This window comes from Pseudomonas sp. UYIF39 (genome assembly GCF_029963765.1).
Classification (GTDB): domain Bacteria; phylum Pseudomonadota; class Gammaproteobacteria; order Pseudomonadales; family Pseudomonadaceae; genus Aquipseudomonas.
Genome location: NZ_JALBYU010000002.1, coordinates 21588 through 48259 on the forward strand (window position 1 = coordinate 21588; position 26672 = coordinate 48259).

Annotated in this window: 24 protein-coding genes; 9 read left to right on the top strand and 15 right to left on the bottom strand. The window is 59.5% G+C overall.

Annotated features, from left to right (window positions below; genetic code table 11):
• Nucleotides 1–3: 3 nt before the first annotated feature.
• Together MO767_RS03050 and algB are read right to left on the bottom strand one after the other, a co-directional pair.
• Complete coding sequence (locus MO767_RS03050; RefSeq protein WP_282479364.1) at nucleotides 4–1794, bottom strand: KinB sensor domain-containing domain; 1791 nt, start codon at nucleotides 1792–1794, stop codon at nucleotides 4–6.
• A 10-nt stretch (nucleotides 1795–1804) separates the two neighbouring features.
• Nucleotides 1805–3151 carry a sigma-54-dependent response regulator transcription factor AlgB gene (gene algB, locus MO767_RS03055; protein ID WP_046044888.1) on the bottom strand — a complete coding sequence of 449 codons (1347 nt, stop codon included), beginning with the start codon at nucleotides 3149–3151 and terminating at the stop codon, nucleotides 1805–1807.
• 435 nt (nucleotides 3152–3586) lie between these two features.
• Here algB and MO767_RS03060 point away from each other — a divergent pair, with 435 nt between their 5' ends.
• From MO767_RS03060 to MO767_RS03075, 4 genes are all read left to right on the top strand, one after another.
• Nucleotides 3587–3874, top strand: a complete 288-nt coding sequence (locus tag MO767_RS03060; protein ID WP_282479365.1) for a hypothetical protein — start codon at nucleotides 3587–3589, stop codon at nucleotides 3872–3874.
• Nucleotides 3875–3955: 81 nt separating this feature from the next.
• Entirely contained in the window at nucleotides 3956–4120 is a 165-nt protein-coding gene (locus MO767_RS03065; protein ID WP_003177151.1) for a DUF1328 domain-containing protein, read from the top strand.
• A gap of 790 nt (nucleotides 4121–4910) precedes the next feature.
• Nucleotides 4911–6242, top strand: coding sequence for a glutamate/aspartate:proton symporter GltP (gltP, locus tag MO767_RS03070; protein ID WP_282479366.1), 1332 nt, complete (start codon nucleotides 4911–4913; stop codon nucleotides 6240–6242).
• Between the two features lie 114 nt (nucleotides 6243–6356).
• Entirely contained in the window at nucleotides 6357–7586 is a 1230-nt protein-coding gene (locus tag MO767_RS03075) for a spore maturation protein (protein WP_149628602.1), read from the top strand.
• Nucleotides 7587–7711: 125 nt separating this feature from the next.
• On the opposite strand, the gene MO767_RS03080 is transcribed toward MO767_RS03075, so the two are convergent.
• The 9 genes from MO767_RS03080 to MO767_RS03120 all read right to left on the bottom strand — a co-directional run bounded on the left by MO767_RS03080 (nucleotide 7712) and on the right by MO767_RS03120 (nucleotide 17827).
• Nucleotides 7712–8329, bottom strand: coding sequence for an ABC-type transport auxiliary lipoprotein family protein (locus MO767_RS03080; protein WP_282479367.1), 618 nt, complete (start codon nucleotides 8327–8329; stop codon nucleotides 7712–7714).
• The gene (locus MO767_RS03085) at nucleotides 8326–9264 is read right to left on the bottom strand and encodes an MlaD family protein (protein WP_282479368.1); all 939 of its coding nucleotides are present in this window, start codon (nucleotides 9262–9264) and stop codon (nucleotides 8326–8328) included. The genes MO767_RS03080 and MO767_RS03085 overlap by 4 nt, the downstream gene beginning before the upstream one ends.
• 1 nt (nucleotide 9265) lies before the next feature.
• Nucleotides 9266–10069: an ABC transporter ATP-binding protein gene (locus tag MO767_RS03090; RefSeq protein WP_282479369.1), complete on the bottom strand. Its 804-nt coding sequence runs from the start codon at nucleotides 10067–10069 to the stop codon at nucleotides 9266–9268.
• Nucleotides 10066–11214 carry an ABC transporter permease gene (locus MO767_RS03095; protein WP_282479370.1) on the bottom strand — a complete coding sequence of 383 codons (1149 nt, stop codon included), beginning with the start codon at nucleotides 11212–11214 and terminating at the stop codon, nucleotides 10066–10068. Before MO767_RS03095 ends, MO767_RS03090 begins: the two co-directional genes overlap by 4 nt.
• A gap of 54 nt (nucleotides 11215–11268) precedes the next feature.
• Complete coding sequence (locus tag MO767_RS03100; protein WP_282479371.1) at nucleotides 11269–12297, bottom strand: DUF5924 family protein; 1029 nt, start codon at nucleotides 12295–12297, stop codon at nucleotides 11269–11271.
• Nucleotides 12298–12361: 64 nt separating this feature from the next.
• The gene (locus MO767_RS03105; RefSeq protein ID WP_282479372.1) at nucleotides 12362–13738 is read right to left on the bottom strand and encodes an insulinase family protein; all 1377 of its coding nucleotides are present in this window, start codon (nucleotides 13736–13738) and stop codon (nucleotides 12362–12364) included.
• Nucleotides 13739–13794: 56 nt separating this feature from the next.
• Nucleotides 13795–15453: a Na/Pi cotransporter family protein gene (locus tag MO767_RS03110; RefSeq protein ID WP_282479373.1), complete on the bottom strand. Its 1659-nt coding sequence runs from the start codon at nucleotides 15451–15453 to the stop codon at nucleotides 13795–13797.
• 213 nt (nucleotides 15454–15666) lie between these two features.
• Nucleotides 15667–16434 (bottom strand): TerC family protein, encoded by a 768-nt coding sequence (locus tag MO767_RS03115; protein WP_129439702.1) that lies wholly within the window; start codon nucleotides 16432–16434, stop codon nucleotides 15667–15669.
• A gap of 85 nt (nucleotides 16435–16519) precedes the next feature.
• Nucleotides 16520–17827 carry a CitMHS family transporter gene (locus tag MO767_RS03120; protein ID WP_282479374.1) on the bottom strand — a complete coding sequence of 436 codons (1308 nt, stop codon included), beginning with the start codon at nucleotides 17825–17827 and terminating at the stop codon, nucleotides 16520–16522.
• Nucleotides 17828–18146: 319 nt separating this feature from the next.
• Between MO767_RS03120 and MO767_RS03125 the strand changes: the two genes are divergently transcribed.
• Complete coding sequence (locus MO767_RS03125) at nucleotides 18147–18548, top strand: GFA family protein (RefSeq protein WP_282479375.1); 402 nt, start codon at nucleotides 18147–18149, stop codon at nucleotides 18546–18548.
• Nucleotides 18549–18553: 5 nt separating this feature from the next.
• On the opposite strand, the gene MO767_RS03130 is transcribed toward MO767_RS03125, so the two are convergent.
• Entirely contained in the window at nucleotides 18554–18880 is a 327-nt protein-coding gene (locus tag MO767_RS03130; RefSeq protein ID WP_282479376.1) for a DOPA 4,5-dioxygenase family protein, read from the bottom strand.
• Between the two features lie 82 nt (nucleotides 18881–18962).
• Between MO767_RS03130 and MO767_RS03135 the strand changes: the two genes are divergently transcribed.
• Nucleotides 18963–19634: an NAD(P)H-binding protein gene (locus tag MO767_RS03135; RefSeq protein WP_282479377.1), complete on the top strand. Its 672-nt coding sequence runs from the start codon at nucleotides 18963–18965 to the stop codon at nucleotides 19632–19634.
• On the opposite strand, the gene MO767_RS03140 is transcribed toward MO767_RS03135, so the two are convergent.
• Entirely contained in the window at nucleotides 19621–20571 is a 951-nt protein-coding gene (locus MO767_RS03140; protein ID WP_282479378.1) for a LysR family transcriptional regulator, read from the bottom strand. The genes MO767_RS03135 and MO767_RS03140 overlap by 14 nt on opposite strands.
• Before the next feature lie 114 nt (nucleotides 20572–20685).
• Between MO767_RS03140 and betC the strand changes: the two genes are divergently transcribed.
• The 3 genes from betC to MO767_RS03155 all read left to right on the top strand — a co-directional run bounded on the left by betC (nucleotide 20686) and on the right by MO767_RS03155 (nucleotide 24847).
• Nucleotides 20686–22200, top strand: a complete 1515-nt coding sequence (gene betC / locus MO767_RS03145) for a choline-sulfatase (protein ID WP_282479379.1) — start codon at nucleotides 20686–20688, stop codon at nucleotides 22198–22200.
• 16 nt (nucleotides 22201–22216) lie between these two features.
• Complete coding sequence (gene choX / locus MO767_RS03150; protein ID WP_282479380.1) at nucleotides 22217–23137, top strand: choline ABC transporter substrate-binding protein; 921 nt, start codon at nucleotides 22217–22219, stop codon at nucleotides 23135–23137.
• Nucleotides 23138–23278: 141 nt separating this feature from the next.
• Nucleotides 23279–24847 (top strand): SulP family inorganic anion transporter, encoded by a 1569-nt coding sequence (locus tag MO767_RS03155; RefSeq protein WP_282479381.1) that lies wholly within the window; start codon nucleotides 23279–23281, stop codon nucleotides 24845–24847.
• Here MO767_RS03155 and aroE read toward each other — a convergent pair.
• Both aroE and hemF read right to left on the bottom strand, forming a co-directional pair.
• Complete coding sequence (gene aroE / locus MO767_RS03160) at nucleotides 24844–25665, bottom strand: shikimate dehydrogenase (RefSeq protein ID WP_282479382.1); 822 nt, start codon at nucleotides 25663–25665, stop codon at nucleotides 24844–24846. The genes MO767_RS03155 and aroE overlap by 4 nt on opposite strands.
• Nucleotides 25666–25678: 13 nt before the next feature.
• Nucleotides 25679–26593 (bottom strand): oxygen-dependent coproporphyrinogen oxidase, encoded by a 915-nt coding sequence (gene hemF, locus MO767_RS03165; protein WP_282479383.1) that lies wholly within the window; start codon nucleotides 26591–26593, stop codon nucleotides 25679–25681.
• Between the last annotated feature and the right edge of the window lie 79 nt (nucleotides 26594–26672).

Genomic DNA, 26672 nt, shown 5'->3' on the forward strand with positions numbered 1-26672 from the left:
GGCTTAAACCGACAGCGCCATATAGAACTGAGTACCCTGCCCTGGCCGCGAGTAAACACCCATCCGGCCACCGTGCAACTGCACGATTTCCTTGCACAGTGCCAGACCGAGTCCAGCACCGCCCTTTTTGCGACCCACCTGTACAAAGGGTTCGAAAATCCGCCCCTGCTGGCCATAGGCAATGCCTTCGCCGTTGTCCTCGACGCTGATAATCACTCGATCCCCATGGCGTCGAGCCTGCAAACGTATTTGCCCGCCGGAAGCGGTGTGGCGCAACGCGTTGTCGATCAGGTTATCGAGCACCCGGTCGAGCTGCGGCTGATCGGCCTGCAATCGCGGTAATGGCCCTTGCACTTCCACTAGAAGGTCGATGCCCTGCTCTTCTGCAGGGCCGGCAAAACGTGCCCGGGCCTGCTCCAGCAAATCCTCGATGGAGCACGGCGCCAACGTGAGTTTCTGCAATCCGTTCTGGTAGCGAGAGAAGTTCAGCAGGTCGTTGATCAACTGCATCAAGCGCTGCATCTCTTCATTCACGGTGTCCAGCAGATCAGCTTCACGCGAGTCCTTGGCAAAGTGCGCGCGCTCGCGAAACAGGCCGAACGCCATGTGCATCCCGGTAACCGGCGTTCGCAATTCATGGGAGGCGCGCAGCACGAACTCGCTGCGCACCCGCTCAAACGCCCGCTGTTCGGTGACGTCATGCAGCACCATCACGGCGCCGAGAATATGCCCCTGTGTATGGCTGACCGGCGTCAGGCTAAAGGTCAGCAACCGCGACTCACCGTCGACCTCAATACTCAGGTCCTCAGGCGCCCGCTCCAGGGTGCCGCCGCGCAGCACCAGTTGCAGCTGATCATCGAGTTCGGGGCGCTCAAGCGCCGAACCCAGACCTTGACCGAGACGATCGGTGTCCCAACCCAACTGACGCTGCGCTACTGGGTTGAGGTGTTCCAAACGACCATCGCGGTCAATCATCAACAGCCCATCGTCGATACTGTCGAGCACGGCCTGCAAACGCTGCTGGCCTGCGAGCAGTTCATCGACATTGGTGGCCTGATGCTCGCGCAGGGCCTCGGCCATGATCCCGAAGCGCTTGGTCAGCTGGTTCATTTCCATGGCCGAGGAAATCGGTAGCGTCACTTCGAAATTGCCTTGGCCGATGTTGTCCGCCGCCTGGGCCAGGGCCTCGATCGGTTCACCAAAACGTCGAGCGATAGCGTGGGCGGTGACGAAGCCGATGATCAGCACCGCCAGCCCCACCAGCCCGAGCAGACCGGCAACCAGCAGCGCCCTCTCCCGAGTCTGCCGTTCGGTGGCATTGATGTTATCCAGCGCACGCTGTTGCTCGACGATCAAACCATTGCGCAGCGCATTGAATTTTTCGGTGAGTTCTTTGTTGCCACTCAACACCTGTGTCGAGTCACGTGACAGGTCGTACGCCTGCAGAAAGCTCAGGTAGTCAGTTTTTGCCTGTTCGAAACCATGCTGGCGCGCATCGCCAGCCTGGGCATGGACAATGCCGTCATCAAGCAACTGAAAATAGTGCTGCTTGGACGCCTCGAACGCTGGAGGATCCGGCTTCTCGCTGAGCATGATCATCAGCTGATCGCCCAAGGTCTGACGCAATTTCAGTCCCAGGTCGAGCGTGACGAAATTATCGCGAATCAGCGCTTCCTGGGAACTCGCCATTTGCATCACGCTGACCAGCCCGAGCAACAGCCCAAGCAACGCCACAGTGATCAGGGCGGAAATACTCAGAAACAGCCGCGTGCGCAATTTCATCGCCAGTCTCATCGGAGACAGCTCACAAGTTGTACTGCTTGCGTTTTCGGTACAACGTCGAGGCATCGATACCCAGGGTCTTAGCGGCCTGGTCCAGCGTATCTGCAGTGGCGAGGACCGCTCCGATGTGGGCTTTTTCCAATTCATCCAGACTCAGCGCAGCGCCGATGCGAGGTGCGTTGTTGACCGGGGTTTCAGCCATGCCCAAGTGACTGATCTCGACCCGTTCCTGTGGACAAATGATGCTTGCCCGCTCCACAACGTTGCGCAGTTCGCGAATATTCCCCGGCCAGCGGTAGCCGAGCAGTGCTTCACGGGCTTCGTCACTGAAGCCCCGAGCCGGACGCGCGTATTCCTTGACGAAACGGGCCAGAAAGCGATCGGCCAGGTTCAGAATATCTTCCCTGCGTTCGCGCAGTGGTGGCAGGTGCAGGGTGATGACGTTTAGGCGATAGAGCAAATCTTCACGGAAACGGCCGTCGCGTACCATGTCTTCGAGGTTCTGGTTTGTGGCCGCGAGGATGCGCACATCGGCGCGGCGGGTGACCGGGTCGCCCACCCGTTCGTATTCTTTATCCTGGATAAAACGCAGCAGTTTAGGTTGCAAAACCAACGGAAAATCGCCGATCTCATCAAGAAACAGCGTCCCACCGTCGGCCTGATTGACACGACCCAGAGTACTTTCGCTGGCCCCGGTGAACGCGCCACGGCTATGGCCGAAGAGCTCGCTTTCCATGAGCTCGGCGGTCAAGGACGGGCAGTTGATCGTGATACAGGATTTCTTCGCGCGCTTGCTCCAGCCGTGAATGGCTTGGGACAGTTCGCCTTTACCGGTACCGGACTCGCCGAGGATCAAAATATTGGCATCGGTGCTGGCGACCTGGCGGGCGGTTTCGAGCACGACTTTCATCGCCGGGCTGTGAGAGTCCAGGCCATCCTTGGGTTTGCGCACTTCGCCTTCAAGGGCTTCCAGACGTGCCGACAGTTGCCGCACTTCCAGCTGTTTGGCGGTGGCCAGGCGCAATTGGTCGGGGCTGCAAGGCTTGACCAGATAGTCGGCGGCCCCGGCCTGAATGGCATCGACTGCCGTGTCCACGGCCGAATGAGCGGTGACGATCACCACCCTCATCCACGGCGCCTGAATGCGCATTTGGGCCAGCACATCGAGGCCATTGTCTTCACCCAGGCGCAGGTCGAGGAAGCACAAGTCGAAGACTTGACGTTGAAGCAGTGCATCAGCCTGAGCGGCGCTGTTGGCGGTAGCGACGCTGTAGCCTTCATCTTCGAGGCAATAACGGAAAGTACGCAGGATGGCGGACTCATCGTCCACCAGCAGAATGCGGCCTTGATGCTCAGTGGCTGACTCCATTTTCCTACGCTCCTTTATGAATGATCTTGGTTAGTCCCGGAATAATCGGGCAAGTTGCATGGTTGATTCTGGTCGATTCCAGCCACAGCAGCGTAGCTGTCTCCTCACCCTACGGCTAATCGCCTGATTTTGTTGTTTTTTTATCAGATAGCCGGTTCGCAGGCGATTGCCGGTCTCCCCTTGTGACATCCACGCCCTCCTCGCAATTCAAAAATATTGAAAGTTCCTACGAACCCATCGTGCATTACGCACGACTTCAAAAGGGCCATCGTGCAGGATGCGTCCGATCCGTCTTCCGCAATATTCATAACTAATTGATTTTATTAGTTTTTATTATCGAGAAAAGCTGGCATGCAGGCTGCAATGGTCTGATTAACCGGGGCATTCAAGAGGTTGCCCCTAACAAGATCACCACAGAGTGGGAGGAGCTTCAGGATGAGTCGCCAACGTGCCGCCCAGTTGCGTCTCTCGCCACTGCATCTCCAGCAAGGTCTGTTTGCCGTTCTGGCGCTATTAATCACCTTGATCAGCGGCCAGCAGTTTCAGCGTTGGCAGCAGAGCCAGCAGCAAGAAGCGCCACGCTTGTCGATTCAGCACCCGACCCAAACCCATTTCAGCGCGGCCAGCAGTAACCAGGCTGACAGCCCCCCAATGCGAATGATGGACGTCGACCAGGCTCAGCCTGCGAATGAGATGCCTCGCCAGGAACATTGGGTGTTCTAAACACATGAACTTGGCGCGTTCGATGCGCCGGGAAAAGCACCACAAGCAACATCTCTAAATAGAAGCGTAAGGAGAATCACCATGTTGAGTTGGGCAATCACATTCTTGATCATTGCCATCATCGCTGCGGTACTGGGCTTCGGTGGTATCGCGGGCACCGCCACGGGTATCGCCAAGATTCTCTTTGTCGTGTTCCTGGTGATGTTCATTGCGTCCTTCTTCTTTGGCCGTCGCGGTCGAGGGTGAACATGAGCGTGTTGTTAAAGACACTGGCAGCCGCCCTGCTTCTGGGCGGTTGTGCCATGGAAGAAAGATCCACACTGGTACTGAATTCGTAACATGAAAGAAGCAGCATGGCTTCTTTCCACTGCGCTACCCGAGGACGGTAGTCGCATGATCAAGGGGCCGGGACGTTCTGCCTGTTTCAGGGGCGGAGTGACCTACGGGTACAGGGAGTGCCTGCGCAAGGGCCGGGTCAGGCAGAAGCTGCGACGCAAGTTCGCCGATCACTCGTGGATCGACGGGCTTGCGAAGAGCTTCCTCAGCGCAAAGCGTTGTCTTAGAGCGTTCTGCTCGCATCCCCGCTTCATCTCCGCTAATCCCTCGCAAAACCATTTCACGGTGTTTCTGTGGTGACCGTATATCGAGAAAACTGCAACTCAAAGACCGAGAATTTTCGCGTTTAAACGTAGGCTTTTTCCCAAGTTTTAGCCCACATTCCTTCGCTCAAAAAACAACCAACCTCCTCTGCGATGGCCGGTTCACGGCACTTATGCCTGCCGAAATGTCGTATTCGAACCGGTTGGGACGCGAGTTTCAGATAAAAAAGCTCATGCCGATTCGGCATAGGGTAGGCGTTTACGGCATTAGACGTTGCTTCCTTGCATCTGAATAGTTGCGCCTTTTTTCGCCTGCCAGAGAGCCGATAACAAGCGCTCCGGGGCACCTTATACGGGGGCAGATGCACAAGACTTTTTCGCCACAAGCGTTCCAGTTCTTGCATCTGCCTGAGTCAAACGCAAGTAAGGGTAAAGATATGAAGAAGGCAAAGCTTAGCCTCGCCTGGCAGATCCTCATCGGTCTGGTATTGGGGATTGCAATCGGTGCGCTGCTCAACCATTTCAGTGCCGAAAAAGCCTGGTGGGTCAGCAACGTCCTGCAACCAGCAGGCGATATCTTTATCCGTCTGATCAAGATGATTGTGATCCCGATCGTGATCTCTTCCTTGATCGTGGGTATTGCAGGCGTCGGCGACGCGAAGAAGCTCGGGCGTATCGGCCTCAAAACCATCCTTTACTTCGAGATCGTCACCACCATCGCCATCGTGGTCGGTCTGGTGTTGGCCAACGTGTTCCATCCGGGCACCGGCATCGACATGAGCACCCTGGGTACCGTGGATATTTCCAAGTACCAGGCCACTGCCGCCGAGGTTCAGCATGAACATGCGTTCATCCAGACCATCCTCAACCTGATCCCGTCGAACATCTTCGCGGCCATGGCCCGCGGCGAGATGCTGCCGATCATCTTCTTCTCCGTATTGTTCGGCCTCGGTCTGTCGAGCCTGCAATCGGACCTGCGCGAGCCGCTGGTGAAGATGTTCCAGGGCGTGTCGGAAAGCATGTTCAAAGTCACTCACATGATTATGAACTACGCCCCGATCGGCGTTTTCGCACTGATCGCGGTGACCGTGGCCAACTTCGGCTTCGCTTCTCTGCTGCCGCTGGCGAAACTGGTGATCCTGGTTTACGTCGCCATCGCCTTCTTCGCCTTCGTGGTGCTGGGCCTGATCGCTCGCCTGTTTGGCTTTTCGGTGATCAAGCTGATGCGCATCTTCAAGGATGAGCTGGTGCTGGCCTACTCCACCGCCAGTTCCGAAACCGTGCTGCCTCGCGTGATCGAGAAAATGGAAGCCTACGGCGCGCCGAAAGCCATTTGCAGCTTCGTGGTTCCGACCGGCTACTCGTTCAACCTCGACGGTTCGACCCTGTACCAGAGCATCGCGGCCATCTTCATTGCTCAGCTCTACGGCATTGATCTGTCGATCAGCCAGCAATTGCTGCTGGTGCTGACCCTGATGGTGACCTCCAAAGGCATCGCCGGCGTACCGGGTGTGTCCTTCGTGGTGCTGCTGGCCACCTTGGGCAGCGTGGGTATTCCGCTCGAAGGCCTGGCGTTCATCGCCGGTGTCGACCGCATCATGGACATGGCCCGTACCGCACTCAACGTGATCGGCAATGCCTTGGCCGTGCTGGTCATCTCCCGCTGGGAAGGCATGTACGACGACGCCAAGGGCCAGCGCTACTGGAACTCCTTGCCACACTGGCGCAGCAAGGAAAAATTGCCGGCTGGCGAGATTTCCAGCAACTAAGCAGAACCCCTTGTGGGAGCGTACATCGCGCTAAACAAACCCCGGAGAAATCCGGGGTTTGTCGTTTCTGGCTACCCCGCTATCATTCGCCGCATTCTTCGGGGGATTTGACTGATGCTTAATGGCCTGTGGCTTGGCTTCTTCATCGTGGCTGCCGTTTCGGCACTGGCGCAATGGCTGATCGGCGGTAACGCCGGGATCTTCGCGGCGATGGTGGAAAGCATTTTTGCCATGGCCAAGTTGTCGGTCGAAGTCATGGTCCTGTTGTTCGGGACCCTGACCCTCTGGCTGGGCTTTCTACGGATTGCCGAGAAGGCCGGGATCGTCGAGTGGCTGGCCAAAGCGCTCGGTCCATTGTTCCTGCGGCTGATGCCGGAGGTGCCGGCCGGGCACCCCGCCATCGGCCTGATCACCCTGAACTTCGCCGCCAACGGCCTGGGCCTGGACAACGCCGCCACGCCGATCGGCCTCAAAGCCATGAAGGCGCTGCAGGAGCTCAACCCCAGCGCCACCATCGCCAGCAACGCGCAGATCCTGTTCCTGGTGCTCAACGCCTCTTCCCTGACCCTGCTGCCGGTGACGATCTTCATGTACCGCGCCCAGCAAGGTGCGCCCGATCCGACCCTGGTGTTCCTGCCAATCCTGCTCGCCACCAGTTGCTCGACATTGGTTGGCCTGCTGTCGGTGGCGTTCATGCAGCGTCTGCGCCTGTGGGACCCGGTGGTGCTCGCGTACCTGATTCCCGGTGCCTTGGCCCTCGGTGCCTTCATGGCGCTGCTGGCGACGCTCTCAGCGACCGCTCTGGCCGGCCTGTCATCGATCCTCGGCAACCTGACGCTGTTCGGGCTGATCATGTTGTTTCTGGTGATCGGCGCGCTGCGCAAGGTGAAGGTCTACGAAGCGTTCGTCGAAGGCGCCAAAGAAGGCTTCGACGTGGCCAAGAACCTGCTGCCGTATCTGGTGGCGATGCTGTGTGCCGTCGGCGTGTTGCGGGCGTCCGGTGCGCTGGACTTTGGCCTGGACGGGATTCGGCATCTGGTGGAATGGGCCGGCTGGGACACACGCTTCGTCGATGCACTGCCGACCGCCATGGTCAAGCCGTTCTCGGGCAGTGCCGCCCGGGCGATGCTGATCGAAACCATGAAAACGTCTGGCGTGGACAGCTTCCCGGCGCTGGTGGCGGCGACGGTTCAGGGCAGTACTGAAACGACCTTCTATGTATTGGCGGTGTACTTCGGCGCGGTGGGGATCCAGCGGGCGCGGCATGCGGTGGGGTGTGCGTTGCTGGCGGAGTTTGCCGGCGTTCTCGGCGCGATCGGGGTTTGCTACTGGTTCTTCGGCTAATCAAAAACCCTGTGGGAGCGAGCTTGCTCGCGATAGCGGTGTATCAGTCGACATGAATGTTGGCTGTTACTCAGTCATCGCGAGCAAGCTCGCTCCCACATTGAAGTGTGCAGGTCTTCAAGGTCTCAGCGCGGGGCGACTTTTTGGCCTTGCTCAACCGCCCAGCTCACCACCTGCGCCGTCAACTGGTCACTGGCCTGGCCAAACCCGGCCACCACCGCCGGCACCTTCGCATCGCTCAACGGCTGGCGCACTTCGAAGCGTCGGCTGGCGAGGATTCGCTGGTCGTAACCGCGCACAAGCAATGCATCCAGACGCACGACGACGCTCGCGTTCGTTCCTTGGTATTCAGTCTGGAATGCCTGCAGGCTACCGCCCAGCTCAAGATCCGCCTGGAAGTTGCTGTCGTCGGTACTCAGCAATGGCACCCGACCATCACGCTGGAAACCGTCCAACAGACGATTACGCAACAACACCGGAGCCGGGTCGCTCCAGCGCGAAGCCTTGTAGCTGCTGATCAGATCACCCTGAGGAATCACGGCGATCTTCGGGCTGTTCAAGGCTTCGCTGGCCTGCGGCTTGGTCAGGCGCAACGACCAGCGCTGCGGCGTCCCGTGACTGGCCGATGCGCTGCTCTGGGCCGAAGGCAACCGATAGACATCGGACGGCTCGGACTTGGGCAGGATCGAGCAAGCGCCGAGCACAATGAAGCTGGCGAGGAGGGCGAGGTGAGCCAGCTTCATGGCGTGAACTCCTTGTTCTTGTCATTGCCCAGCAAATAACCGGTGGGATTGGCTTCCAGACGCTGGGAAATAGCCCGCAACGACGTCAGGGTGTCGCGCAGTTCACGCACCGCCGGGGCCAGGCCACTGAGGCCTTGCATGCCGCTGTTGAGCGAATCCTGATTGGTCGTGAGCAGCTTGTTGATGGTCGCGCTGCTCGACTCCAGCGATTTCATCGCCTGCTCGGCACTGCCGAACATCTGCTTGCCTTGATCGTTGAGCATGCCATTAGCGTTGCGCATCAGCGCCGACGTCTGTTCCAGCATGGCGCCGGCCTGTTTGCCGACCGAGGCCAGTTGCTGCATCGCCTGGCGAATATCGCCGCGCTGGTCGGCGATGGTGCCGGTGGTTTGTTCCAGATGTTCAAGGGTCTTGCTGATGCGCTCGACGTTCTGCGAAGAAAACATCTGATTGGCGTTGAGCATCAGCATGTTCACACCGGCCACCAGGTCGCCGCTGTCATTCAGCAAACGAGCGATGGGCGAGGGCGATGCAATGATCGTCGGTAAATTACCGTCCTTGCCCTTGAGCTTCGGACTCTGCGGCGTACCCCCGCTGAGCTGGATGATCGACGTCCCGGTGATCCCGGTCAGCGCCAATATGGCCCGGGTGTCTTCCTTGATCGGTGTCTCGCCGCCCAGGCGGATCCGCGCCAGCACCCGGCGCGGGTCTTTCGGGTCCAGACGCAGGGTCACCACGTCGCCGACCTTGATTCCGCTGTACTGCACGGCGCTGCCCTTGGACAGGCCGCTGACGGCCTCGTTGAAGACGATTTCGTAGTCCTTGAACTCGGTGTCGACGCTGGACTTGGCCAGCCACAAGCCGAAGAGCAGGGCGCCCGCCACCACAATAACGGTGAACAGGCCGATCAATACATGATGGGCTCGGGTTTCCATGTCAGACCTCCTTAAGCTGTTGAGCGGCGGTCAGCGCCGCGCGGCCGCGAGGGCCATGGAAGTATTCGTGAATCCACGGATCGTCGGTTTCCGAGACTTTTTCGATGGCATCCGCCACCAGCACTTTCTTCTGCGCCAGCACCGCCACCCGGTCGGTGATGGTGTAGAGCGTGTCGAGGTCGTGGGTGACCAGAAACACACTCAGGCCCAACGCATCACGCAGGGTCAGGATCAATTGATCGAACGCGGCCGCACCAATCGGATCGAGCCCGGCGGTGGGTTCGTCGAGAAACAGGATGTCCGGGTCCAGTGCCAGCGCGCGGGCCAGTGCCGCACGCTTGATCATGCCGCCGGACAGCGAAGCGGGGTACTTGTCGGCCGCCGACAGCGGCAGCCCGGCCAAGGCCATTTTCACTGCCGCCAGGTGCTCGGCGTCCTCTCGGCTCAAACCGGCATGCTCGATCAGGGGCAGGGCGACGTTCTCGGTCACGGTCAGCGAAGAGAACAGGGCGCCTTTCTGGAACAGCACGCCGAAGCGCCGCTCGACCATCGAGCGCTCGTGTTCGGACAGCGTCGGCAGGTTTTTGCCAAAGACCTTCACTACACCTTCGCTGGGCTGACGCAGCCCGACGATGCTGCGCAACAGCACCGATTTACCGCTGCCGGAACCGCCGACCACAGCCAGGATTTCGCCCTTGTACAAATCCAGATCAAGGTTCTCATGCACACTCTGGTGACCGAAGCGGTTGCACAGACCGCGGACTTCGATCACCGCCTCGGAGGGCGCTCGGGGTAAACGACTCACCAGCCCATCTCCATGAAAAACAGCGCAGCCACGGCGTCGAGCACGATCACCACGAAAATAGACTGGACCACGCTCGACGTGGTGTGAGCACCGACGGACTCGGCGCTGCCGCTGACTTTGAAGCCTTCGAGACAGCCGATGGCGGCGATCAGGAACGCGAAGATCGGCGCTTTGACGATTCCGACCAGAAAGTGCTGAACGCCGATGTCCGATTGCAGCAGCGACAGAAACATCGCCGGCGAGATATCCAGCGACACCGCGCAAACCACGCCGCCGCCGACGATCCCCGAAAGCATCGCCAGAAAGGTCAGCATCGGCAGCGCGACCAGCAGGGCCAACACTCGCGGCACCACCAGCAGCTCCATCGGGTCGAGACCCAAGGTGCGGATGGCGTCGATTTCTTCGTTGGCTTTCATCGAGCCGATCTGCGCGGTGAACGCACTGGCGGTGCGGCCGGCCATCAGGATCGCGGTCAGCAACACACCAAATTCGCGCAGGAAGGAGAACGCCACCAGGTCCACGGTGAAAATACTGGCGCCGAAACTCGCCAGCACCGTCGCCCCGAGAAACGCCACCACCGCGCCCACCAAAAAGGTCAGCAGGGCGACGATGGGGGCAGCGTCGAGGCCGGTCTGTTCGATGTGCGCCACCATCGGTGTAATCCGCCAGCGCGCGGGGCGAAACAGATTGCGGGCGATGGTTTCCAGAATCAGGCCGACAAAACCCAGCAGTTGCAGGGTGTCCTGCCAGATCGCGTCGACCGCCCGACCGATGCGGGTCAACAGTTGAACGCTGACGCTGATTTCCGGTTCCTTGATCGGCACGCAGAAGTCGGTCAGCGAGCAATAGATGGTCTGCAACAAGGCACGGTCGGCCGAGGACAGTGTGCAATCGGGGTGTTCGGCGGATCGGCCCAAACGCTCGGACCCGAGCAACTCCACCAGCAGCGACGCGCCGGCGGTGTCGAGCGCGCCAAGGCCGTTGAGGTCGATGTGAGTGCTGTCGTCGTACTGGCCGTGGAGCTTTTCGCTCAGGTGCTTGAGGTCAGCGTAATGGGCAAGCGTCCAGTCACCCGTGACCCGCAATTGAGCAGGGGAGTGAGAGGTGTCCAATTGGGCACTGCCGGCCATTGTGCTGCTGCTCATAAGCTCCGTGCTTTATCGGCTATTACGCAGCTCTACGTAATAGCATGAACCGCATTACTTTTCTTTGGTCGGTGTGCTGTCCGTAATGGTGAAGCGCAACACACCGATAACCTGGCCATCTTCGGTCAGCACCCGAACCTGCCATTTACCCGCAGGGTTGCCGGGAAAATTCTGTTTGTGGGTCCAGGCCCGATAGCCTTCCTTGCGCCCACCGTGGATGTCCAGTGGGATGCGGTCGACCTCTTTGCCGTTGAACTGCCACACGTGATAGATCCGCTCATCCAGACCGCGCGGGGCGTTGATCGCGGTGTAGGCGTACAGCCCGCCGCCGCGAATCTGCTCGGCACTGACTTCATCGAGGCTGTCGCCTGGGGTGCGGTCCTGCATTTGGGTGCTGATCGCCACGTCGGTCATCCACAAGGTCGCTGGCGGCACCCAGGATCGCAGCACCCAACCGAGCGCGCCGATGCCCAGCGTGATACTGAGAATCGCCAAGGCATTGCGCACGGTACGAATCGGGAAGATCGATGCCAGGCTCGGGAACGACAACACGACGGCGATGCCCAGGGCCAGTTTGAAGCTCTGAGCGGTGGTCAGGTGCAGGATGACGGGCAGGGCGGTCAGCAGTGCAGCGAACAGCGTCAGGGTATGCAACGCCAGGAACGCCCAGCGCCGGGGGGCCAGCCATTTGTAGTAGAGCGGGTCGATGATGGAAATCAGCGCGGCGATGCCCAGCAGCCCGGTGAAGAACAGCTGGCCGCTGTTCCAGGTGGTGGTGATAAAAAAGAACGGCAGGACGAAGAACAGACTTTCCTGGTGGATCATCTGCGTGGCGTAGCGCAGCAGAGGTTGGGGGATTTCGCGTTTGAAGATCCTGGCGAACAGCTTGGTGAGGCTGTTTTCCAACATCAGCCAGATCCAGCTGACCAGCATGATGGTGGTGATCCAGGTCGCCAGACCTTGCTGGCGATCCACCAGAATGAAACTGCCGACCCCGGAAATGAAACCGCCGAGCGCAATGACCCCTGGGTAGCGCTTCATCAATTCCAGGATTCGCTGGACGTATAGGGTCAGAGTAGGCATTCGGCGGTTCGCAATAGTCGTGGGAAAAATCCCCGACAGGGTACCGCCTCACCACAGAGAATGGTTACTTTCTGCGATGAAAGCGCAAAGCCAGTACGCCAAGAACCAGCAACCCGAACACCCCGGCAATCGCCCACATCAACTGGTCATCACTGATCAACGGCTTTTCGATCCGCAGGTAGCCCGGCTGCATGAGCAATTCACGCATGGCCTTGTTTGCTTCCTCCAGCGTCACCCCTTGCAGTTCCTTGGCCGGGTTGGCGAAACGGCCGTCCTCGTAGTCCCCAAGGGCACTCCAGTAATAATCGGCCAACGCGCTGTTGCCTTGCACGGCCCAGGCCTGACGGGCGATGGCGGCCTCCTTGAGGCGGTTGAAGGTGTGGGCATTGAGGCCGTCCCTGAGCAACCCGGCCTTCAGATCATCCAGCACCTGCTCGGCCTGGGGTACGTCGTCGCGGTCAAGGTCGGCGTTCATGCTCATAAAGCCCACGCCCCCAAACACCTCACGCTCAGCCGAAGGCCCGTAGGACAAGCTATGGGTCAGGCGCAACTGGCGGTAGAGCGCCCAGTCCAGATAGTCCTTGAGCAGGTCGAAGGTTTCGTCGTGCAGGTCTTCCAGTACCGGCTCCGGCACCAGCCAATGCAACTTGGCGCTGCCGCCGACCAAACCGTGACTCAGGGTCCGCTCATGCGCAGCACTGGCCTGGATCGCGGGCAGGGGCGGGTGATCGGTCGGTTCGACCGCTTCCAGTGCACCATAAGACCGTTCCAGATAGGCCGGCAGCAACCGGTCAAGGTCGCCGACCACAATCAGGGTCATGTTGTTGGGCGCGTACCAGGCCTTGCGTACCTTTTCCACCTGATCGCGGGTCAGGTGATCGACCTCAGGCCGCTCGGGACATTTGAGTCCCAGTTCCACCGCCAGCTGATTACTCGCCGTGTGGCCAAGATCCTGGCGATCCAGCCAGCGTTGCAGGTGCGAGTAATGGCCGCCGTCTTCGCGCTCCACCACTTTTTTGGCAGAGTTGATAGCGTTGTCGTCGATTCGGGTCTGGGTCAGCAGCGCCAGCAGCAGGTCGAGGACCTTGCGTTGGTTTCTCGCCGGGGCTTCGATGACGAACGTCGTGTCGGCATTGCTGGTGTAAGCATTCCACTCGCCACCCAAGGCCTGCATGCGCTCTTCCAGCCCGCCTTCGCCCGTGGCGTCGATACCGCTGAACAGCAAGTGTTCAAGCAGGTGCGGCAACTCCTTGTCGGCGCAGCTGAAATCATCGATGCCGACGCCGACCACCAGACGAATCGCCACATGCCCGTGCTCGGTGCCGGGTTTGAGCATTAATTGCAGGCCGTTGGGCAGCGTATAGCCCTCGACCTGAAAGCGATCCAGGGCAAACGAAGGGAATGAGCCAAACAGCAGACAGGCGAACAACAGACAACGCATAACGAGTTTCCGTACGGCTAGCGTAAGTTCAACAGACTTCAAGCAACTGTGGACGTTCAGGGTGAATGCGTGATGTCAGCGAAATCGTCGACCGCCAATGCGCCGGTGTCGGAAGTTTCCAGCACCACATAGGCGCTGCTGCAAAACAGCGAGTTCAGACGCTTCATGTCGGCAATCAACTCAAGGTGCAACGAGCTGGTCTCGATACTCTGCACGATCTTACGTTGCAATCGGCTGACGTGAGCATGGGCCAGGCGCCGTTCCTGTGCGCGAAAGCGACGTTTCTCACGCAGTAACTGGCGGGCACTTTCCTTATCGGCACTGAGGAACACTGACAACCCCAGGCGCAGGTTGGATATCAACTGACTGTGCAACCCCGCCAACTCTTCCAGGCCGACCTCGGAAAAAGACCGGCGCTGCGAGGTTTTCTGCTGCTGGACCTTGCGCAGCATGCGCTCGATGAGGTCGCTGGCGAGTTTAAGGTTGATCGCCAGCTCGATGATTTCCGCCCAGCGCCGGCTGTCCTGCTCGCTGAGGTCTTCACGGGGCATTTGCGCCAGATAGAGCTTGATCGCACCGTAGAGCGATTCCACATCATCGGTCAGGCGCCGCATTTCCTGGGTCACGGCGGTTTGCTTGCCGTTCAGCACGTCGAGCATGGCCTCGAGCATATTGTCGATCAGGTCACCGATGCGCAGGGTTTCCCGGGCGGCATTAGCCAGCGCCAGGCTGGGCGTGACCAGCGCTGTTGGATCAAGATGCCGCGGTTTGGCGGTGCCGTTGATTTCCGGTCGCTCCGGCAACAGCCACGCGCAGAGCTTGGCCATCGGCCCGACACTGGGCAGCAAGATCAGGCAGCGCACGGTGTTGTAGAGCAGGTGAAAGCCGATGACCATTTCCTGAGGGCTGAAGTCCAGGCTGTCGATCCAGTGCACCAACGGGTCGAGCACCGGAATGATCAGCAACAGGCCGATCAGTTTGTAGAGCAGGCTGCCCAATGCCACTTGGCGGCCAGCGGCGTTCTGCATGCTGGTGCTGAGGAAGGCAAGGATGCCGCTGCCGATGTTGGCGCCGATCACAAGGCCGATGGCCACGGGCAGGCTGATCACCGCGGCACCAGCCAGGGTCGCCGTCAGCAGGACGGCGGCCAGGCTGGAGTAGGAAACCATCGCAAACAACGCGCCGACCAGGGCATCCAGCAGGATGTCGCCGGTCAGCGAGGCGAAAATCACCTTCACGCCTTGGGCCTGGGTGATCGGCGCGGCGGATTCGACGATCAGTTGCAGCGCCAGGATGATCAGCCCCAGTCCGAGACTGACCCGGCCCATCTGTCCGACCCGGGTCTGTTTGCGCGACAGGAAAAAAATCACCCCGAGAAAGATCAGCAGCGGCGACAGCCATGACAGGTCGAAGGTCAGCACCCGTGCCATCAGCGCGGTACCGACATCGGCCCCGAGCATGGTCGCCAGGGCCGGGGTCAGCGCCATCAGGCCCTGACCGACAAAGGAGGTGACGAGCATCGCGGTGGCGTTGCTGCTCTGGACCATCGCCGTCACGACGATCCCCGCGACGAATGCCAGCCAACGCTTGGACATGTTCCGGCCAATCACATGGCGCAGGTTGGAACCGTAGACCCGCAGAATGCCGGTTCGGACGATGTGCGTGCCCCAAATCAACAAGGCCACGGCAGATAACAAATTGAGCAGGGTGAGCATGCAGGCCCCCTGTGGTGGTAGCGCCCCAAAGGGGCAAGTTGAAGGTGCCGCGCTTTTTCTACGTTGTGTACTTAAGCTGTAGTTGGCTAACGGTCTGGGCGCCAGCATCGCATAGCTAAAGAAGCGATTGAAACAAAACTGTCATGAAAACAGGTTCATGCGTCAATGAAAAAGGGGCCCGAAGGCCCCTTTGTCATCACATGGTATTCGGGGTTACTGACCCGGAATGTCCTTGCGCAGCTTCACCGGATCCTGCTGTTTGCGCTTTTTCGCCATCGCGGTGCGCATCTTGATGTTGATCGCTTCCACCGCCAGCGAGAACGCCATGGCGAAGTAGACGTAGCCTTTTGGCACGTGAACGTCGAGGGATTCAGCAATCAGCACAGTACCGACGATCAACAGGAACGACAGCGCCAGCATCTTCAGCGACGGGTGCTTGTCGATGAACTCGCTGATGGTGCCGGAAGCCCACATCATCACCAGCACGGCAACGATGATGGCCGCGACCATGACCGGAACGTAGGACACCATGCCCACGGCGGTGATGACCGAGTCCAGCGAGAACACGATGTCGATGATTGCGATCTGGATGATGGTGTAGAGGAAGTTGCCGCCCTTGCCGCCCGGTTCCTCATTGGTTTCGTCTTCACCTTCCAGCGCGTGGTACATCTCTTGCGAGCTCTTCCATAGCAGGAACAGACCACCGAAGAACAGGATCAAGTCACGCCCAGAAATACCCTGGCCGAACACTTCGAACAAGTCAGCGGTAAGGCGCATGACCCAAGTGATCGACAGCAGCAACAGAATCCGCGTAACCATGGCCAGTGCCAGGCCGAAAATCCGGGTGCGCTGTTGCATGTGCTTGGGCATGCGGCTGACCAGGATCGAAATCATGATGATGTTATCGATACCCAGGACGATTTCCAGGGCGGTCAGGGTGAAGAAGGCAACCCAGATTTCAGGGTTGGTCAGCCATTCCATGTGTATTCCTTTGTGCGAGTGTTAAACCACGAAGGGCCCAGGCTTCAAACAACAAAGCCTGGACCCGTCATGGTGAGTCTTGGGCTTATAGCGTGCTGAACAGCGGAAAAATTCCCATCAGCAAAGCGGCGACCAGTATGCACATGCAAACCAGCACTGCCCACTTCAGGGTGAAACGCTGGTGATCACCGAAGTCGATACCGGCCAGGGCCACCAACAGGTAGGTCGATGGTACCAGCGGGCTCAACAGGTGGACGGGCTGACCGACGATCGAGGCACGTGCCATTTCAACCGCGGTTATACCGTAATGGCTGGCGGCTTCCGCAAGTACAGGTAACACGCCGTAATAAAATGCATCGTTCGACATGAAGAACGTGAACGGCATGCTGACCAGTGCAGTGATCACTGCCAGGTACGGGCCGAGGAAATCCGGGATGACCGCCAACAGACTTTTCGACATCGCATCGACCATGCCGGTGCCCGACAGGATACCGGTGAAGATACCGGCCGCGAAGATCAAACCGACCACCGCCAGCACGCTACCGGCATGGGCCGCGACGCGGTCCTTCTGCTGTTGCATGCACGGATAGTTGACGATCATCGCGATACTGAACGCCACCATGAACAGCACCGGCAGCGGCAACAGGCCGGCGACCAGGGTGCACATCAGGACCAGGGTCAGGGCGCCGTTGAACCAGATCAACTTCGGACGACGGGCATCCGGGAATTGCGAAACGCTGATTTCACTGTGGTCGACTTCTTCGCCCACCAGGTGCAACTCACCCAGACGCGCACGCTCGCGTTTGCCATAGAAATAAGCAATCAAGAGGATGGCCAGCACACCGAAAGCCATCGCCGGAATCATGGGTACGAAAATGTCGGACGGGTCCACATGCAGCGCACTGGCCGCACGAGCGGTCGGGCCGCCCCATGGCGTCATGTTCATCACGCCACCGGCGAGAATGATCAGGCCAGCCATGATCCGCGGGCTCATGCCGATGCGGGCGTAGAGCGGCAGCATGGCGGCCACGCAGATCATATAAGTGGTCGCGCCGTCACCATCGAGGGAGACGACGAGCGCCAGTACGGCGGTGCCGACCGAAACTTTCAACGGGTCGCCCTTGACCAGTTTTAGGATCTTGCGCACGGCCGGGTCGAACAGGCCGGAGTCGATCATCAGGGCGAAGTACAGAATGGCGAACATCAGCATCACGCCGGTCGGCGCAAGCTTGGTGATGCCTTCGAGCATCATCGGGCCGATCTTCGGCGCGAAACCACCGAACAGGGCGAAGACGATAGGAATGATGATCAGGGCGATCAGCGCAGACAGGCGCTTGGTCATGATCAGGAACATGAACGTGATGACCATGGCAAAGCCAAGGAAAGTCAGCATGGGAATACTCCAGGCATAGCGCGGCTAGGGAATGGGCGAACCGGATGGGTCAGCGCAGAACGGGAAGCACGAGGCGTATGGGCGGAGTGACAGCGAAGCGGCGGGTAGCAGAGGACATCAGGATCACCATTGTTGTTGTTAAATGGACCGTGCAAGCAATCAAACACTCACGTTGGCCAACCGGTCTGTTGCCGGCAGTGGGGGCGATCCTAATCGGGGAAGCTTTCACCCAGCTTTCGCGGATGAAAGCATTGACCAGATGTGCAACCGGTCGTCGGACGGGTTCAAAGTCCCTGAATACGGGGCAGGAGGAAAAAACATGGCCGAAATTCATACAGGCGGCTGCCATTGCGGACATCTGCGCTATCAATTCAGCGGGCCTTTGCACGACATCGCCCATTGTCATTGTTCGATTTGCCGACGGGTCAGCGGCGGGATCGTGACCACCTGGATCACCGTGCCCGCGTCAGCCTTTGAATGGGTGAAAGGCACACCCGCGCAGTACGACTCTTCGACAACGAGCGTCCGGTACTTCTGCGCAAACTGTGGGGCACAGCTGGCGCTGTCAACGCACCTGAGCCCGGACAGCATCGATGTGACCATCGCCACCCTCGATCATCCCGAGCAGGCACCCGCCCAACGGCATATCTGGACGGACAACCGTCTGCCCTGGCTGCATCTGGACGAACATTTGCCCGGCGAAGCCGAGGAACAGTTGTAAACTGATCAAAAAATAGACAGATCCAGTGGCCGAATCTCGCCCATCCAGATGGCATGCTCAGTGTGATCGAGCAGATCGTCGCCGGTGTCCGGGTGCAGGAACACCACCAAACCCTTGCGGTTGAGCGCAAGCCAGGGCAGCACGTCGCCGATGTATTGCGGCTCGAAAGCCAACTGGCAGCTCCAGTCCGGGTGCGGGCCCACCGGGCGTTCATGGACGCGGCCCATCTTCACTGGAAACAATTGCGCCGCCTGCTCACACAAGGCCCGCGCTTGAGGAAGGGTATTGGCGTCGAAATAAACATGGGCGTGGTAGCCCTTGATCCGCTGCATTTGAAACCCTCTGAACCGAGTCGAACTGGCGCTGTTTCCCACAGGTCACACGCCATATACGTAGGAAGAACGGAGCACGGCCATGAAAAATGCCGAAACCCCGGTGGTGAAAGTGGTGCTTTATGGTGCCATGAGTAGCCTGGGCAGTGCGCTGATGGCTGAAATGCTGCGGCGCCAACATGAAGTGATCGCGATTCTCGATGATTTGACGGCGCTCGCACCGCGCCCGGGATTGCGGACCAAGACCGGCGATTTGTTCGACGCCAAGCGGGTCAAGCAGAGCGTCGCCGGGTGTTCGGCGGTGATCTGTCTGCTGGATGCACCGGGGTTGCCGATGAACCGCGAGCACGTGGAAAAATCCATCGTGCCCGGCCCGGTCGAGCAAGTGCTGGCGGTGGATGCGCTGATCGATGGCATGCAGGCCTCGGGAATTGCCCGGCTGTTTCTGGTCGGAGATTTCGAGGCACTGGACGATCCGGAGATAGAAGATCCACTGCAACGCCACGCCGCCGAAGAAATCCGCGAGGCCCTGCAAAGCAGCACCTTGCACTGGACGCTAGTGAATGCGCCGCGCGGGGTGCCAGGGCTGACCATCGAACATTTCAGCCACGTCAGTAGCAGCCTGGAGCCAGGCCTCGCCGAACCGCTTGAACGGTTGAGCCGGGTGGCCGTGGGGATTGCCGATGAGTTGCGGTTGAACCTGCATGTCGGCGAACACGTAACCTTCGTCGCTACCGAGGCTATACAGCGATAGACGGCAACGGCAGGCCATTCAACGATTGCGCACTGCTGGCCTGCTCAGCCATCAGCCATTCCACAAACTGTTGAATCAGCGCACCGCGCCGTTTGCGCTGGGGAAGGACTACGTAATAGCCGAGCCTGGAAATCACCGTTTCCGCAATCGGTCGACACAACAAACCTTGCGCCAGCAAGTTATCCACAAGGTGCCGCCAGCCAATGGCCACGCCCTGGCCGCCAATTGCCGCCTGGATCAGCAACGTGTAATTGTCGAAGCGCAATTGCCCGGGCGCAGGTGCCGAAGCGATCCCCAACTCCCGAAATACGCCACTCCAGTCGAACCAGTTGCTGCTGTTCTCGCCTCGAAGGTGCAGCAGCGGGAACTCGAGCAATGACTGGGATGGCAAGGGCAGGGGACGATCCTTCAGCAGCAGCGGGCTGCACACCGGAAAGACTTCTTCGCTGAACAGCCAATGGCTTTCGCCCTGCTTGAATCGACCATCACCAAACAACACCGCTACATCAATATCGGTGCGCAGCATGTTGAGGCTGCGTTCGCTGGTGACCAGGCTGACATCCACCTGAGGGTTGGCGGCATGGAAGCGGTGCAGCCGTGGCATCAGCCAATACGCGGCGAAGGCGAAATCAGTAGCAACCTGCAACACCTCGTGCTGGTGCTGTGCACTGATCGCGCTCAATCCTGCATCGATATTCTGCAATCCGAGCTGAACCTGCTCAAACAGGATCGTCCCGGCCTCGGTCAGTTCGATGCCGCGATAGATACGGTCGAACAGCCGCGTCCCGAGTTGTTCTTCCAACCGTTTGATCTGCTGGCTGATGGCCGGTTGCGTGGTGCCAAGCTCCACTGCGGCCGCCGTGAAGCTGCGCTGCCGGGCCGCGGCTTCAAAGGCGCGAAGCAAATCCAGAGACAAATCACCAAGGGCGTCATACATAAGCTGTGCTTATCCTAGTCATTGCCGCGCATGGGCTTTACCACAAACTGCATGGGCTACATCCTCGATCGCAGCACTCTCGCATAAATATTCACTATGGAATGCCGCGATCACATGAAGCGCAAGAATATTCTTTTCATCATGGCCGATCAGATGGCCGCGCCAATGTTGCCGTTCTACGGCCCTTCGCCCATCAAACTGCCGAATCTCAGCCGCCTCGCCGCCGAAGGCGTGGTGTTCGACGCCGCTTATTGCAACAGCCCGCTGTGCGCGCCGTCGCGTTTTACCCTGGTCAGCGGTCAGTTGCCGAGCAAGATCGGCGCCTACGACAACGCGGCCGATTTCCCCGCCGATGTACCGACTTATGCCCACTACCTGCGTCGACTCGGCTACCGCACCGCGCTGTCGGGCAAGATGCATTTCTGTGGCCCGGATCAGTTGCACGGCTATGAAGAACGCCTGACCAGCGACATCTACCCGGCCGATTACGGCTGGTCTGTGAACTGGGACGAGCCAGAGGTGCGTCCAACCTGGTTTCACAATATGTCTTCGGTGCTGCAAGCCGGGCCGTGCGTACGTACCAATCAGCTGGATTTCGATGAAGAGGTGGTGTTCAAGGCCCAACAGTATTTGTTCGATCACATCCGCGAGGATGGCGATCAGCCGTTCTGCCTCACCGTTTCGATGACTCACCCACATGACCCGTACACCATTCCCAAGGCCTTCTGGGACATGTACGACGACGCCGACATCCCATTGCCCGAAACCCCGGCGCAGGCCGAACTTGATCCGCACTCCCAGCGTTTGCTCAAGGTTTACGACCTGTGGGACAAACCGCTGCCTGTGGATAAGATTCGCGATGCGCGCCGCGCATACTTCGGTGCGTGCAGCTATATCGACAGCAACGTCGGCAAACTCCTGCAAACACTCGAGGAAACCGGCCTGATCGACGACACCATCATCGTGTTCTCCGGCGACCACGGCGACATGCTCGGCGAGCGTGGGCTCTGGTACAAAATGCATTGGTACGAAATGGCCGCCCGCGTGCCGCTGTTAATCAGTGCGCCGGGGCAATTCGGGGCTGGCCGGGTCGGCGCGGCTGTCTCCACTGCCGATCTGTTGCCGACCTTTGTGGAACTGGCCGGCGGTTCGCTGGAGCCAGGACTGCCGCTGGATGGCCGCTCACTGGTCTCGCACCTGCAAGGGCGGGGCGGTCATGACGAGGTCTTTGGCGAATACATGGCTGAAGGCACCATCAGCCCGTTGATGATGATTCGTCGCGGCGCCTACAAATTCATCTACAGCGAAGACGACCCTTGCCTACTCTTCGATGTACACAACGACCCGCGCGAACTGGAAGAACTCAGCCAATCGCCGCAACATCGGCCACTTTTCGATGAATTTCTCACCGAAGCCCGGGCTAAATGGGATATCCCGGCGATCCACCAACAAGTGCTCGCCAGCCAACGGCGCCGACGTTTTGTCGCCGATGCGTTAACCATCGGCAAGCTGAAGAGCTGGGATCACCAGCCGCTGGTGGACGCCAGTCAGCAGTACATGCGCAACCACATCGACCTCGATGATCTGGAGCGTAAAGCACGTTATCCACAACCCTGCCAAAACCAATAATGTTAAGGGGAATGCCATGCGTAGGTTATCCACAGCAGTGACGGTCGGGCTTCTGGCTCTGGGCAGTGCATCGGCGTATGCCGATCAGAGTTGCGAGACAGTAAAAATGGCCGACCCCGGCTGGAGCGACATTGCCGCGACTAACGCCATCACCGGGTTTCTGCTGGACGGCATGGGCTACAAGGCCAAGGTCGACACGCTGGCGGTGCCGATCACCTTTGGCGGCTTGAAAGATGGCCAGGTCGACGTGTTTCTGGGTAACTGGATGCCGGCACAGCAGGGTTTCTACGACAAGTTCGTCGCCACGGGTGACGTCACTCAATTGGCGAAGAACCTGGATGGCACCGAATTCACGCTCGCCGTCCCGGATTACGTCTGGGACGCGGGTGTGCATAACTTTTCCGACCTGAACAAATACGCCGACAAGTTCGACAAGAAGATCTACGGCATCGGCTCCGGCGCCCCCGCCAACATCTCCTTGCAGGAAATCATCAAGAAGAACGACTTCGACATGGGCCAGTGGAAACTGGTCGAGTCCAGCGAGCAGGCCATGTTGGCCGAAGTGTCTCGCGCGGTGAAAAAACAGAAGTTCGTGACCTTCCTCGGCTGGACCCCGCACCCGATGAACGTGCAACTGAAAATGCACTACCTCAAGGGCGGCGAAAAGTACTTCGGCGACACCGGCAGCGTCCACACCCTGACCCGCAAAGGTTATGCACAGGCCTGTCCGAACGTCGGCAAACTGCTCACCAACCTGAATTTCACCCAGGAAATGGAGAACAGCATCATGGCCGAGGTGGTGAACAAGAAGGTCAGCAATGCTGATGCGGCCAAGGCTTGGATCAAGGCTAATCCGGCTGTGCTGGATAAGTGGCTGGATGGGGTGAAGACAGTGGATGGGAAGGATGCGTTACCGGCAGTAAAAGCCAAACTCTGAACCCTGTGGGAGCGAGCTTGCTCGCGATAGCGGCGTGTCATTCAACATTAGAGTGACTGACAGGCCCACATCGCGAGCAAGCACGCTCCCACAGGTGTCTGTCCTGCTACTCTTGCGCCAAAACCCCACCCGAGAGGACCCATGGCCTTTCCAAGCCGCCATTCGCTCTTCCCCTTCCTCAGCTGGATGCCTCGGCAACCCCGCGCCAGTGTCGGTCGTGACCTGATTGTCGGCCTCAGCGGCGCGATTCTCGCGCTGCCGCAATCCATTGCCTACGCGCTGATCGCCGGTCTCCCACCTGAATACGGTCTATATGCTGCGATTATCCCGGTGCTGATCGCCTGTCTCTGGGGTTCTTCGTGGCACTTGATCTGCGGTCCTACGGCGGCGATTTCTATCGTCTTGTACGCCAGCGTCAGTCCTCTGGCCGTTCCTGCGTCAGAGGACTACGTCACCCTGATCCTGTTACTGACGCTGCTTGCCGGCATTTTCCAGTGGCTGCTCGGTTTGCTGCGCTTCGGCGCCTTGGTGAATTTCGTCTCGCACTCGGTGGTGCTGGGTTTCACCCTCGGCGCGGGGGTGGTGATTGCCATCGGTCAACTGCCGAATTTGTTGGGGCTGGACTTGCCCAACCAGGCAACAGCGCTGAACAGCTTGATGATGCTGTTCAGTCATCTCGGCGAAGTGGATAAACCTTCGTTAATACTGGGCCTGGCGACGGTCGTCGTGGGCGTTATCTTGAAAGGGCTCCTGCCACGTTGGCCGACGCTGTTGATCACTCTGATGCTGAGCGGATTGCTGGTCTGGCTCTGGCCATCGATGTTCGGCCATGTGAAGTTGGTCAGCGCATTTGTTGGCCGACTGCCGCCCTTCAGCCCGATGCCGCTGGATCTTGACCTGATTCTGCGCTTGCTGCCGAGCGCGGTGGCAGTGGGTATGCTCGGGCTGGTCACCAGTCTGTCGATTGCCCGATCCTTGTCGGCCCGCTCCCAGCAGTTGCTCGACGCCAACCAAGAGGTCCGCGCCCAGGGTTTATCGAACATGGTCGGTGCGTTTTTTTCCGGATCGCTGTCAGCCGGTTCCTTCACCCGCTCGGGCCTGAGCTACGAAGCGGGTGCCTGCTCGCCGATGGCCGGTGTTTTTTCGGCGGTGTGGGTGGCGCTGTTCGCCATCTTCGGCGCGAATTTGATCGCACACATTCCGATCCCGGCCATGGCCGGCAGCATTTTGTTGATCGCCTGGGGTCTGGTGGATCATCGCGGCATTCGCGCGTTGTTGCGGGTCAGCCGCGCCGAGTTCCTGGTCATGGCGCTGACCTGTGTCGCCACGCTGCTACTGGAATTGCAGACCGCGATCTACGCCGGGGTCCTGGCTTCGCTGTTCTTCTACCTCAAACGCACCTCGCAACCGCGAGTTCAGCATTGGCGAGAAGGGGATGAAGACATTCTGCGGGTTGGCGGTTCGATCTTTTTCGGCGCCAGCCATTACCTGCAAGTTCGCCTGCAACGGATGCACGGCGCGCGCGTGGTGATCGAAGCGCAGCAGATCAACTTCATCGACTATTCAGGCGTGGAGATGCTGCACCAGGAAGCGCGGCGGCTATTGCGCCAGGATCGCAGCCTGACCCTGCGGCGCGCGCGGCCGCAGGTGGTGGAAGAGTTGCGCAAGCTTGAAGGCGCGGAGAAATGCCCGATCCGGTTTGAGGATTAAAGCGCGAGTTGCCGACGCAACTCGGCCAGCACCGGCGCCGTGTCTGGGCGCACACCACGCCACAGGAAGAACGCTTCTGCCGCTTGTTCGGCGAGCATCCCCAAGCCATCCATCGACACCGCCGCGCCCTGTTCACTGGCCCAACGGCAGAATGAGGTCGGCTCCTTGCCGTACATCATGTCGTAGCACACCGTTTTGCCCGGCTCGATCAAACTGCTGGCAATCGGCGGTACTTCCCCTGACAGACTGGCGGATGTCGCGTTGATGATCAGGTCCACCGACTCCTTCAACCAATCGAAACCGCTGGCCGACACCGGCCCCAGGTCCGCGAACAATTCCGCCAACAGTTCGGCTTTTTCCACCGTGCGGTTGGCGATAATTACCGAGGCGGGTTGCTCGGCCAGCAACGGCTCCAGCGCACCGCGCACCGCGCCGCCGGCACCGAGCAGCAGGATGCGTTTGCCTTTGAGGCTGAAACCGGCGTTGACCGTCAGGTCCCGCACCAGTCCGGCGCCATCGGTGTTGTCGCCCAGCAGGCTGCCATCAGCGAGTTTGCTCAGGGTGTTCACCGCACCGGCGCGTTGCGCCCGCGCCGTCAGACTGTTCGCCAGACGATAGGCCTCCTCCTTGAACGGTACCGTCACATTCGCCCCGCGCCCTTCGAGGAAAAACGTCCGGGCGCACGTAGAAAAATCGTCGAGTGGCGCCAGTAACGTGCTGTAGTCCAGTTTTTGAGCCGTCTGCTCGGCGAACAGACGGTGGATCAGCGGCGATTTGCTGTGGCCAATCGGGTTACCGAAAACGACATAACGGTCCATCAGGATTCCTCGTTCAGGCCTTGGCCAACCAATCGCGGTCTTGCAGGAAGTACTCGGTCAGGCGCGCTTCTTCGCTGCCCGGCTCGGCTTTCCAGTCGTAACCCCAGCGTACTTGCGGCGGCAGGGACATCAGGATCGACTCGGTACGCCCACCCGATTGCAAACCGAACAGCGTGCCGCGATCGTAGACCAGATTGAACTCGACATAGCGCCCACGGCGGAATTCCTGGAATTCACGCTGTTTGGCGGTACACGCATCATTTTTGCGGCGCTGCACGATCGGCAGGTAGGCGTCGATGAACGCATCACCGATGGCACGCATGAAGGCGAAGCTGGTGTCGAAGTCCCACTCGTTCAAGTCATCGAAAAACAGCCCGCCGATGCCGCGCGGCTCGTGGCGATGCTTGATGTGGAAGTAGCTGTCGCACCAGGCCTTGTAGCGCGAGTAAACATCCGGACCGAACGGCGCGCAGGCCTGCTCGGCAACGCGGTGCCAGTGCACGCAGTCTTCTTCATTGCCGTAATAAGGGGTCAGGTCGAAGCCGCCGCCGAACCACCAGACCGGTTCTTCGCCTTCTTTTTCAGCGATGAAAAAGCGCACGTTGGCGTGGGACGTCGGCACATGTGGGTTATGCGGGTGAATCACCAAAGAGACGCCAAGGGCTTCGAAGCCACGGCCGGCCAGTTCTGGCCGATGAGCGCTGGCGGACGGTGGGAGACCGCTGCCGAAAACGTGGGAAAAGTTGACGCCGCCCTTTTCGATGACCGCGCCGTTTTCGATCACTCGGGTGCGACCGCCACCACCGGCAGGCCGGGTCCAGGCGTCTTCGACGAACTGCGTGCCGCCGTCTTCAGCTTCGAGGGCCGCGCAAATGCGGTCTTGCAGGTCGAGCAGGTAGGCTTTTACGGCCTCGGTGCGGGTCGTCATGTCATCACCTTGAATCGGGCAAAACTACGCGGCGCTCCATCGGAGCGGGGGCCGGCGCAAATGGGCGCGTAGCATAACA

Bases quoted from the DNA above. Each gene is read 5' to 3' on its own strand.
- MO767_RS03115 (WP_129439702.1), bottom strand. From the start codon at position 16,434: ATGGAATGGCTGACCAACCCTGAAATCTGGGTTGCCTTCTTCACCCTG.
- MO767_RS03130 (WP_282479376.1), bottom strand. From the start codon at position 18,880: ATGCAGCGGATCAAGGGCTACCACGCCCATGTTTATTTCGACGCCAAT.
- MO767_RS03135 (WP_282479377.1), top strand. From the start codon at position 18,963: ATGAAAAATGCCGAAACCCCGGTGGTGAAAGTGGTGCTTTATGGTGCC.
- MO767_RS03060 (WP_282479365.1), top strand. From the start codon at position 3,587: ATGAGTCGCCAACGTGCCGCCCAGTTGCGTCTCTCGCCACTGCATCTC.
- MO767_RS03140 (WP_282479378.1), bottom strand. From the start codon at position 20,571: ATGTATGACGCCCTTGGTGATTTGTCTCTGGATTTGCTTCGCGCCTTT.
- MO767_RS03085 (WP_282479368.1), bottom strand. From the start codon at position 9,264: ATGGAAACCCGAGCCCATCATGTATTGATCGGCCTGTTCACCGTTATT.
- MO767_RS03095 (WP_282479370.1), bottom strand. From the start codon at position 11,214: ATGAGCAGCAGCACAATGGCCGGCAGTGCCCAATTGGACACCTCTCAC.
- MO767_RS03100 (WP_282479371.1), bottom strand. From the start codon at position 12,297: ATGCCTACTCTGACCCTATACGTCCAGCGAATCCTGGAATTGATGAAG.
- MO767_RS03125 (WP_282479375.1), top strand. From the start codon at position 18,147: ATGGCCGAAATTCATACAGGCGGCTGCCATTGCGGACATCTGCGCTAT.
- MO767_RS03065 (WP_003177151.1), top strand. From the start codon at position 3,956: ATGTTGAGTTGGGCAATCACATTCTTGATCATTGCCATCATCGCTGCG.
- aroE (WP_282479382.1), bottom strand. From the start codon at position 25,665: ATGGACCGTTATGTCGTTTTCGGTAACCCGATTGGCCACAGCAAATCG.
- MO767_RS03120 (WP_282479374.1), bottom strand. From the start codon at position 17,827: ATGCTGACTTTCCTTGGCTTTGCCATGGTCATCACGTTCATGTTCCTG.
- hemF (WP_282479383.1), bottom strand. From the start codon at position 26,593: ATGACGACCCGCACCGAGGCCGTAAAAGCCTACCTGCTCGACCTGCAA.
- MO767_RS03050 (WP_282479364.1), bottom strand. From the start codon at position 1,794: ATGAGACTGGCGATGAAATTGCGCACGCGGCTGTTTCTGAGTATTTCC.
- MO767_RS03080 (WP_282479367.1), bottom strand. From the start codon at position 8,329: ATGAAGCTGGCTCACCTCGCCCTCCTCGCCAGCTTCATTGTGCTCGGC.
- algB (WP_046044888.1), bottom strand. From the start codon at position 3,151: ATGGAGTCAGCCACTGAGCATCAAGGCCGCATTCTGCTGGTGGACGAT.
- MO767_RS03155 (WP_282479381.1), top strand. From the start codon at position 23,279: ATGGCCTTTCCAAGCCGCCATTCGCTCTTCCCCTTCCTCAGCTGGATG.
- gltP (WP_282479366.1), top strand. From the start codon at position 4,911: ATGAAGAAGGCAAAGCTTAGCCTCGCCTGGCAGATCCTCATCGGTCTG.
- betC (WP_282479379.1), top strand. From the start codon at position 20,686: ATGAAGCGCAAGAATATTCTTTTCATCATGGCCGATCAGATGGCCGCG.
- MO767_RS03075 (WP_149628602.1), top strand. From the start codon at position 6,357: ATGCTTAATGGCCTGTGGCTTGGCTTCTTCATCGTGGCTGCCGTTTCG.
- choX (WP_282479380.1), top strand. From the start codon at position 22,217: ATGCGTAGGTTATCCACAGCAGTGACGGTCGGGCTTCTGGCTCTGGGC.
- MO767_RS03105 (WP_282479372.1), bottom strand. From the start codon at position 13,738: ATGCGTTGTCTGTTGTTCGCCTGTCTGCTGTTTGGCTCATTCCCTTCG.
- MO767_RS03110 (WP_282479373.1), bottom strand. From the start codon at position 15,453: ATGCTCACCCTGCTCAATTTGTTATCTGCCGTGGCCTTGTTGATTTGG.